7 protein-coding genes are annotated in these 6,248 nt (G+C 59.7%); 2 read left to right on the top strand and 5 right to left on the bottom strand.

Annotated elements, in window-relative coordinates:
- Positions 1–21 precede the first annotated feature (21 nt).
- The 3 genes from ACJO3T_RS01910 to ACJO3T_RS01900 all read right to left on the bottom strand — a co-directional run bounded on the left by ACJO3T_RS01910 (position 22) and on the right by ACJO3T_RS01900 (position 1,282).
- Positions 22–459, bottom strand: a complete 438-nt coding sequence (locus tag ACJO3T_RS01910) for an Rrf2 family transcriptional regulator (RefSeq protein ID WP_406960965.1) — start codon at positions 457–459, stop codon at positions 22–24.
- Between the two features lie 38 nt (positions 460–497).
- Positions 498–854, bottom strand: a complete 357-nt coding sequence (locus tag ACJO3T_RS01905) for a YbaN family protein (protein ID WP_406960963.1) — start codon at positions 852–854, stop codon at positions 498–500.
- A gap of 191 nt (positions 855–1,045) precedes the next feature.
- A complete protein-coding gene (locus tag ACJO3T_RS01900) occupies positions 1,046–1,282 on the bottom strand; it encodes a hypothetical protein (protein ID WP_406960961.1) in 237 nt (78 codons plus the stop codon).
- Positions 1,283–1,542: 260 nt separating this feature from the next.
- Here ACJO3T_RS01900 and ACJO3T_RS01895 point away from each other — a divergent pair, with 260 nt between their 5' ends.
- Entirely contained in the window at positions 1,543–3,831 is a 2,289-nt protein-coding gene (locus tag ACJO3T_RS01895; protein ID WP_406977643.1) for a nitric-oxide reductase large subunit, read from the top strand.
- 124 nt (positions 3,832–3,955) lie between these two features.
- Positions 3,956–4,948, top strand: coding sequence for a GTP 3',8-cyclase MoaA (moaA, locus tag ACJO3T_RS01890; protein WP_406960957.1), 993 nt, complete (start codon positions 3,956–3,958; stop codon positions 4,946–4,948).
- A 55-nt stretch (positions 4,949–5,003) separates the two neighbouring features.
- On the opposite strand, the gene ACJO3T_RS01885 is transcribed toward moaA, so the two are convergent.
- Together ACJO3T_RS01885 and ACJO3T_RS01880 are read right to left on the bottom strand one after the other, a co-directional pair.
- Positions 5,004–5,405 carry a ribonucleotide reductase subunit alpha gene (locus tag ACJO3T_RS01885; RefSeq protein ID WP_406960955.1) on the bottom strand — a complete coding sequence of 134 codons (402 nt, stop codon included), beginning with the start codon at positions 5,403–5,405 and terminating at the stop codon, positions 5,004–5,006.
- 26 nt (positions 5,406–5,431) lie between these two features.
- On the bottom strand, positions 5,432–6,184 hold the full coding sequence (locus tag ACJO3T_RS01880) for a Crp/Fnr family transcriptional regulator (RefSeq protein ID WP_406960953.1): 753 nt from the start codon (positions 6,182–6,184) through the stop codon (positions 5,432–5,434).
- Positions 6,185–6,248 lie beyond the last annotated feature (64 nt).

The following is a 6,248-nucleotide window of genomic DNA, read 5'->3' as shown; positions in this document are numbered from 1 at the left end:
GTTCGCTGACCAAACGGCACACTAGGCGATCTGCAGCAGACGCAGTAGCTGGGGCCGGTGTCGGTCCGGCAGTACATCTTCCAGGGTGTACTGATCCAGGGCTTCCAGGAAGGCATTCAGGGCGTGAGCAAAGGCCCCCTTGAGCCCGCAGACCGGCGAAATGGCGCACTGGTTGTCCGACGAGAAGCACTCCACCACGTTCAGGTCCTGCTCGGTCTCACGAACCAGTACGCCGATGTTGATGGTGCTGGGTTCCCGGTGTAGCCGCATACCACCACTCTTGCCACGGACCGTCTCGATATAGCCCTTGCGGTTTAGCTGGTGTACCACCTTCATCAGGTGATTCCTGGAAATCTGGTAGCTGTCGGCAATTTCCTGGATGGTGGACAGCCGGTCCCGCCGCATGGACAGGTAGATGAGCACTCTCAGGGAGTAATCGGTGTATCGGGTTATGTGCATCTGGAACTCCTGGACCGGAAAACCTTCCGGCTACATCATCAAACCGATGGCCGTGTGACCAGAAACGTCACAAGACCCGAGAAAAAAAGCCCAGTCATGACCAGCACTGCCAGGGGCATCCCCATCAGGAACAGCATGGTCCAACTGGACGCCAGCAACAGGGCCGCCGTCCACTTGGCGCGTACTGGCACTGCCCGGCTCTCCCGCCAGTTGTGGATCATCGGACCGAAGGTCGGATGACCATGTAACCAGGCTTCAAACGCCGGCGAACTTCGACTCGCACACCATGCTGCAAGCAGCACGAACGGTGTTGTTGGCAAGAGTGGTAACACCACTCCCGCAAGCCCCAACGCCAGACTGATATACGCCAGGATCCGATAACCGGTTTTCCTCATGCCACTTCTCTCCACCGGCCTGCATCCCGGGCAGAAAGCCGGCCAGTGCCCCCTGCCTGGGACCGTGCAACCTCCTGGGACAGGTCCGTCACCCATCGGTTCAGTCATGATTGATTTCCGGTGCCAGTATCAGGTCATGCCCCCGAAGCTCCGGATACATGACAATTCTACCTTATTTCAACGAGCCTCTGTCAGTGGACGGGGCGATCCAGACGCCGCAGCGATATCAGCCGGGTGATGTAGGACAGCTTCAGCGTCGTGGCAAAAAGCAGCGTGAAGATGTGAGCCGCCACCTGTGCCGGCAGTGAAAGGCTGCCGGCAAGTGGGTAGGCACACACCACGGTTGCGACCACGCCCACTACGCTGACCAGCAGCGCCAGGTTAGACAATTTCAGCATCTGCTCCATGGCTCTTTCATCGGCTGCCATATCTCGCCCCATACATTCATCCCACATGAATGTATTAGAAAACAACAAGCCAAAACATTCAAGAAAAAAGAATGTTTAAGGGTGCCAACTCAAACCAATTCTGAAAAGAAACTTCCTCCCTGCCGACTACCCCACCATTATTTGACGCATCTCAAGGATCAAATAAACATGTATTCAATATGATACTTATTGAGATAGAACGACTTCCCTGACAACGAAGAGAGACCACCTGTAAAGGAAAACCACCTCGGAGACAGTCCATGGCACACTACCGCCGACTCTGGTACATCCTGATTGCCATCCTGGCGATCACCTTTGCCCTGCTGGGCTACTTCGGTGCGGAAGTTTACCGCGCTGCCCCACCCATCCCCGACCGCGTTGTCACCGTCGACGGCGACACCCTGATGACGGAAGACAGCATCCTCGACGGCCAGACCGCCTGGCAGTCGGTCGGCGGGATGCAACTGGGCTCCATCTGGGGCCATGGCGCCTACCAGGCCCCGGACTGGACAGCAGACTGGCTGCACCGTGAACTGACTGCCTGGCTGCATATTGCCGCCGGGGAGGAGTATGGCCAGGACTGGCACAACCTTACCGGGCAACAGCAGAACGCCCTGGCGTACCAGCTTAAAGAGGCATACCGGACCAACGGCTACAATCCCGATACCGGGGAACTGACGCTGGATGACCGGCGGGTACAGGCCATCGCACAAACCGCTGCCTATTATGACGAGCTGTTCAGCGACGCGCCGGGCCTTCAGTCCACCCGGAAAAATTACGCCATGAAGGAGGACACCCTGCCCAGCCCGGACCGCCGGGCACGTATGGCGGAGTTCTTCTTCTGGACCGCCTGGGCCGCCTCCACCGAACGCCCTGGCAGTGACGCCACCTATACCAACAACTGGCCCCATGAACCACTGATCGACAACAAGCCCACCGCCGAGAACATCGTGTGGTCCGTTGTCAGCGTGATACTGCTGATTGCTGGTGTTGGCGGCCTGATCTGGGCCTGGGCCTTCCTGCGTAAACATGATGAGGACGAGCCCGTCGCCCCGGTCAAGGACCCGCTCACCAGCTTTGCGCTGACACCTTCCCAGAAAGCCCTGGGCAAGTACCTGCTGCTGGTTGTAGGCCTGTTCGTGTTCCAGGTTATGCTGGGAGGCTTTACCGCCCACTACACCGTGGAAGGCCAGAGTTTCTACGGCATCAACGTGTCCGAGTGGTTCCCCTACTCCCTGGTACGTACCTGGCACATACAATCCGCCCTGTTCTGGATCGCCACCGGTTTCCTGGCCGCGGGTCTGTTCCTCGCGCCCATCATCAACGGCGGCAAGGACCCGAAGTTCCAGAAACTGGGGGTGGATGTGCTGTTCTGGGCCCTGGTAGTCGTGGTGGCCGGTTCCTTTATCGGCAACTACCTGGCCATTGCCCAGATCATGCCGGAGCACCTGAGCTTCTGGCTTGGTCACCAGGGCTATGAGTACGTCGACCTGGGCAGGATCTGGCAGATCGGCAAGTTCCTGGGCATCGTGTTCTGGCTGGTGCTGATGCTGCGCGGCATTGTCCCGGCCCTGCGCCAGCCCGGCGACAAGCATCTGCTTGCCCTGCTGACCGCCTCCGTGGTCGCCATCGGGCTGTTCTATGGTGCCGGCTTCTTCTACGGCGAACGCACCCACATTTCCATCATGGAGTACTGGCGCTGGTGGATTGTCCACCTGTGGGTGGAGGGCTTCTTCGAGGTGTTCGCCACCGCAGCCCTGGCCTTCATCTTCTGCAGCATGGGTCTGGTGTCCCGCACCGTGGCCACCTCCGCGAGCCTGGCATCCGCCAGTCTGTTCATGCTCGGCGGCGTACCCGGTACCTTCCACCACCTGTACTTCTCCGGCACCACCACCCCGGTGATGGCTGTCGGCGCCACCTTCAGCGCCCTGGAAGTGGTGCCGCTGGTGGTACTTGGCTATGAGGCCTGGGAGAACTGGCGCCTGAAACACCGCGCGCCGTGGATGGAGAATGTGCGCTGGCCACTGACCTTCTTTGTGGCAGTGGCCTTCTGGAACATGCTGGGTGCAGGGGTACTGGGCTTCATGATCAACCCGCCGGTGGCGCTTTATTATATTCAGGGTCTGAACACCACGCCCACCCATGCCCATGCGGCGCTGTTCGGGGTATACGGCTTCCTGGCCCTTGGCTTCAGCCTGCTGATCCTGCGCTATATCCGCCCCCGGATCGTGTTTGACGAACGGCTGATGAAGATCGGTTTCTGGTGGCTGAACATCGGCCTGGCGCTGATGCTGTTCACCAGCCTGCTGCCAGTGGGCCTGATCCAGTTTGTCGCCAGCGCCAGCGAGGGCCTGTGGTACGCCCGCAGCGAAGCCTTCATGCAGAGCAATATCCTGCAGTTCCTGCGCTGGTTCCGTACCGTGGGCGATGTGGTGTTCATTGTCGGCGCCCTGGCCATTGCCTGGCAGGTGGTGAAAGGTATCTTCTTCCCCACCCTGGCACCGTCGGTAGCTGAACCGCACAGCGCGGCCGACCAACTCAGCGCCTGATCCATCGGGCCATGGACGGCCACATGGAGATACTCCCGCCGGGGTATCGGATTTACCGGCGGGATTTGCCATACTGATTACATAATCGCGCATCCAGCATGCCTTATCGCAACAGGATACCGACATGACCCAATCCAAGCTGACAGACCGTTTTGGCCGCACCGTCAACTACGTGCGCCTGTCTGTCACTGACCGTTGCGACTTCCGCTGTGTGTACTGTATGGCGGAGGATATGACCTTCCTGCCCCGCCAACAGGTTCTCACCCTGGAAGAAATTGCCCGTGTGGCCCGTACGTTTACGGAACTGGGCACCGAGAAAATCCGCCTCACCGGTGGTGAACCCCTGGTGCGGCGGGACATCCTGGAACTGGTAAAGGAAATCGGCAGCTATGGACTGCGCGACTTCGCCATGACCACCAACGCCAGCCAACTGCCCACCATGGCCGACGACCTCCGACGGGCCGGCCTGCACCGGGTCAATATCAGCCTGGATTCCCTGGATAAGGACAAGTTCCGTCAGATCACCCGCACTGGCAGCCTGTCAAAGGTTCTGGACGGCATTGATGCCGCACGGGAAGCCGGTTTCCGGGGCATCAAACTCAATACCGTTGTCCTTAAAGGCCGCAATGACGACGAGGTGCCTGAGCTGGTGGATTTCGCTCGTCGCAAGGGCATCGACATCACTTTCATTGAGGAAATGCCCCTCGGCGAGATCAACGAGCATGATCGGGGCCTGGCCTTCTGCAGCAGCGACGAGGTGCGGGATATCATCCGCCAGCATCACGATCTCGTGCCCGCCACCGAGGATTCAGGCGGCCCGGCCCGATACTACCGGATGCCCGGCAGCGAAACCCGGGTCGGGTTCATTTCACCTCATTCCCATAATTTCTGCTCCACCTGCAACCGGGTACGCGTGACCGTGGAAGGCCGGCTGCTGCTGTGCCTGGGCAATGAGCATTCGGTGGACCTGCGTCGCGTGCTGCGGGGCAACCCGGTGACAGACGATAAACTGAAACAGACTATTATTGATGCCATGGACCTGAAACCGGAGAAGCACCACTTCGAGGTTGGGGGGGATGTGCAGATTCTCCGGTTCATGAATATGACCGGGGGCTGATATCTTTCCTCCAACGGCCCCCGTCCGGGACGCTTCGTTCACACATTAGCGTCCATCAGTGAAGGTCAACCGCCTGTCCATGCGGGTCCAGCGGCAGGTAGCCACCGATATGCCCCAAACGGATCGACTCCACCATCATGGTCAGGGGTTGCCGGGCATCGTCGGAAGACGGCGCAACGCCACCCCGGCCAGACATGGCAGCGACGAACACCACATCCCACGGCTGACCGGTGCGGTTGGATTCCTCCACCAGGTCATCGAACCGGGTGACTTCGTCCGGAGCCTTGTCGACGCACACCACTGGCGTCAGCGCGCCGCCCTCACCCCGCTCGAAGCCGGCCTTCTCGGCCTCGCTGGCATCATCGGGCAACTCGGCCCGGCAGAATACGAACAGCAAACGCTGGGGCTCGTCCTGTTGGTGTACGGCCTGCATCAGGTCTGTGTAACGGGTAATCATGGGTATTCCTTCAACAACAGGGAGGATCACTGGCTGAGCTGAATCAGCCGCGCGGGATCAGTAATAAACAGCTTGCTGCGGTTCACCCTCACCAGGCCGTTGCCCTTCAGGTCCGCCAGGATGCGGGAGAAGGTTTCCGGCTGCATGGCCAGTCGGGACGCCACCAGGCACTTGGGCAACGGCAGTTCCACTTCCCCGCCCTGTTGACGGGCATTGTCGGGTAGCAGGTCGATCAGGTAGCGGATCAGCCGGTCCCGGGCACTCTGCACGGTCATGATCTCCAGGTCATGGAACCGGCTCACCGCCCGCATGGCGTAGTGCTGGAGGGCTGCCCGGGCATACCGGTGGTTGCCTTCCAGCAGTTCCTGGTACACCTTCACCGGAATCATCAATACCTCGCTGTTCTTCAGGGCCTCGGCGTAACAGGCATACCGGGGCGGATCAGCGTAGATCATCACCTCGGCAAAGCAGTTACCCGGCAACAGGCTGTCCAGGGTGCGGTCCACCCCGGAGGCATCCAGGCGATAAAGCCTCAACCGACCGGAAATCACGAAGAAGAAATGATGAGCCGGCATATCCTGGCGGTACAGCAACTGGTGGTGCCCCAGGCGGACCCGACGGGAGTGTTGCAGCACGTATTGCAGATCCCAGGGTTCCAGGGAAGTGAACAGTGGATGCCCCTGGATGGCGGCCAGACCGTCTTCCTTCTCGAGGAATCGGTTGGTCGCCAGGAGAACCGGTTTTTCATAACGTTTTTCAACGGATTGAGCGACAGCCATGAGTGGTTTCCCCTTTTCATGTATCCCATAGAATGCTTTAGATGGTAGAGGGACAGTGGCCGGA

This window comes from Marinobacter shunpengi (assembly GCF_045449715.1).
GTDB lineage: Bacteria > Pseudomonadota > Gammaproteobacteria > Pseudomonadales > Oleiphilaceae > Marinobacter.
The sequence above is the reverse complement of the archived record's forward strand: the minus strand, read 5'-3'. Positions and strand labels throughout refer to the sequence as shown.